This window comes from Bacteroidota bacterium (assembly GCA_039714315.1).
Classification (GTDB): domain Bacteria; phylum Bacteroidota; class Bacteroidia; order Flavobacteriales; family JADGDT01; genus JADGDT01.
Window position 1 is genome coordinate 1 of sequence record JBDLJM010000243.1, and the last position, 2,724, is coordinate 2,724.

4 protein-coding genes are annotated in these 2,724 nt (G+C 36.4%); all 4 read right to left on the reverse strand.

The window, feature by feature from the left end; genetic code table 11:
• A partial coding sequence (rny, locus tag ABFR62_13950; GenBank protein MEN8139521.1) for a ribonuclease Y occupies nt 1–1,448 on the reverse strand: 1,448 nt, incomplete at its 3' end.
• 241 nt (nt 1,449–1,689) lie between these two features.
• Nucleotides 1,690–1,977 carry a cell division protein ZapA gene (locus tag ABFR62_13955; GenBank protein MEN8139522.1) on the reverse strand — a complete coding sequence of 96 codons (288 nt, stop codon included), beginning with the start codon at nt 1,975–1,977 and terminating at the stop codon, nt 1,690–1,692.
• A 42-nt stretch (nt 1,978–2,019) separates the two neighbouring features.
• The gene (locus tag ABFR62_13960; protein MEN8139523.1) at nt 2,020–2,310 is read right to left on the reverse strand and encodes a hypothetical protein; all 291 of its coding nucleotides are present in this window, start codon (nt 2,308–2,310) and stop codon (nt 2,020–2,022) included.
• A gap of 195 nt (nt 2,311–2,505) precedes the next feature.
• Nucleotides 2,506–2,724: hypothetical protein (locus ABFR62_13965; GenBank protein ID MEN8139524.1), on the reverse strand; the 219-nt coding region annotated here is incomplete at its 5' end.

Below are 2,724 nucleotides of genomic sequence, written 5' to 3' on the forward strand. Positions count from 1 at the left end.
ACTTTTTCTGATTCTACCAATACTCTTAATTCTCTACCGGCCTGTATAGCGTAAGCTTTTGTTACTCCTTCACTTTCTAAAGCCAGATCTTCTAGTTCCTTTAATCTTTTCAGATATGAATCTACTACCTGACGGCGTGCTCCCGGTCTTGCTCCTGATATGGCATCACAAACCTGGATGATTGGAGATATCATATTCTTCATCTCGATCTCGTCGTGGTGTGCTCCTATTGCGTTACAAACATCAGCATGCTCTCCGTATTTCTCTGCCCACTGCATACCCAGTATAGCGTGTGGAGTTTCTGATTCTGTTTCAGGAACTTTTCCTATATCGTGAAGTAATCCTGCTCTTTTGGCCATCTTAGCGTTCAATCCTAATTCGGCGGCCATTGTTCCGGCTAAATTTGCAACTTCACGTGAGTGTTGTAATAAGTTTTGTCCGTAAGAAGAACGGTATTTCATTCTACCTACAATTTTTATAAGTTCAGGGTGTAAACCGTGGATACCAAGATCCATTACTGTCCTCTTCCCTACTTCGATAATCTCGTCATCTATTTGCTTTGTGGTTTTTGCTACAATTTCCTCGATACGTGCGGGGTGAATTCTACCGTCGGTAACCAGTTTGTGCATCGAAAGTCTTGCGATCTCTCTACGAACCGGATCGAAACAAGATAAAATGATAGCTTCCGGAGTGTCGTCTACGATAATTTCTACACCTGTAGCCGATTCCAGGGCTCTGATATTTCGTCCTTCACGTCCGATAATTCTACCTTTAATATCATCAGATTCTATATTAAATACAGAAACTGAATTTTCTATTGCATGCTCTGTAGCGACTCTCTGAATGGTATTAATAACAACTTTCTTAGCTTCATTTTTAGCAGTCAGCTTAGCTTCTTCGATAGTATCCTGAATAAAATTCATCGCATCGGACTTTGCCTCCTCTTTTAGAGACTCCAACAATTTTGCTTTGGCCTCCTCTTGCGACAAACCTGAAATAGACTCCAGTTCATCAACTTGCTTACGGTGAAGTTTTTCAACTTCTTTTGTTTTCCTGTCTAATATTTCAGCTTTCTTACCAGAATCTTCTACTTTTCTCTCAAGTTCCTGATTTTTCTTTTTTGATTTATCCAGCTCCTGCGAAACTTTTGACTCTTTTTGCTTAATTCTTTTCTCTGCCTCAGATATTTTACGATCCTTAGAGGTAATTACTTTTTCATGTTCACTTTTAAGCTCTATAAACTTCTCTTTTGCCTGAAGGATCTTATCTTTTTTGAGCGCATCGGCTTCAGCTTTCCCTTCTTTTATTATTAATGCAGCATCTTTCTTTGCATCCAATAATATCTTTGCCCGTTTTTTCTCGACGTCTTTTCTATTAAGTATCCGAGAAAAAAAGTATCCTAACACTACAGCAATCACTGCCACTGCAACTATTAGAACAATATTCATAAATTCCATAATGATCTGGTTTTTAAATAAAAATCCTACATCGATTCTTTATGTGTAAACCCCTGCTATACAGGATTAAGAGCTAAATTGAAGGTTAAGTATCCACCGTTTTCAACAAAGTTGAAATTCCCGAGGGCGTGGCCCGCTTGTCCAACAAAAACACACTCTTTATTATTATAATGTTGAGTTTACCAAAAAAATTAGAACCAATGTAGGAAAAATATCTTCTGTCTAAAGTTAATTAAATTACTTGATTTATTAAAGTATTTAACGCGCTTAATTTATCTGATAAAGAGCTACTTTCTTCATCAGAAACTTTATTAGCTTTTTCGAGTTGCGAAGCAAATTGTAATGCACACATGGCCAAAACATCCTGTTTATCTTTTACAGCATAGTTTTTTTCAAATTCCTTTATCAAAGATTCAACCTTTCGAGCAACTTTTCTAAGCTCTTCCTCCTCTTCAGGAAGAATATTCAAGGGATAAACCCTGTCAGCTATCGAAACTTTTACTCTTACTTTATCGGCCATTACATATATATAAGTTCAAAACCAAATATTATTGATTCGGTATTAACCTTGCATCAACGCTATACAACTGTCAATTTCGCGCACTAAACGATTTATTTTCAATTTCGTTTCTCTTACTCCCTCATCGCCTCCACTTAATGCAGAAGCTACTTTAGTTCGCTGATATTTCTCCCTCAAATGCAAAATTTCTGCATTCTTCTCTTTCAATTTTCCCTGTAATTCGTTCACAAGGTCAGATAATTCCTCGTTTTTTTTCTTGATTTTACTGTATTCCTGAACCAAAAGATTCACTTTACCTTCAAGATTAACAACAACTTGGGATAATTCTTTCATTGAAAGCGAGTTTGAAACTAACAGATACAAATTTAACATTAGACACTTAACAAACAAATTAACTTTAATAAAATATTAAATCTTTTACGAATTATTTCATAAACAGGAATCGTATACCAATGTTATTTTTAAAATACAGAATAATAATTTTGAAATGCTGAGCAGGATACAAAATAACAAGTGAGAGAATTAACATCACCTAAACATCAAAATAACCGATAAAATGATAATAGAATTTTGACATTTATCAGCTATCAAACGCCCCGGATAGAAGCGGTAGCTTTTGTATGCTGAGAACTGAGAACAAAGTTCTGTGGCGGCCTGCTTTTTCGGCAGGTTTACTTTTGCGACAGCAAAAGACCCCGCAGAACTATTGTGAACCGTCTCAGCAGGCAAAACTACAAGCGGATAGCC

Excerpts from the sequence above, each read along its gene's own strand:
- ABFR62_13960 (MEN8139523.1), bottom strand. The coding sequence starts at position 2,310 with ATGAAAGAATTATCCCAAGTTGTTGTTAATCTTGAAGGTAAAGTGAAT.
- ABFR62_13955 (MEN8139522.1), bottom strand. The coding sequence starts at position 1,977 with ATGGCCGATAAAGTAAGAGTAAAAGTTTCGATAGCTGACAGGGTTTAT.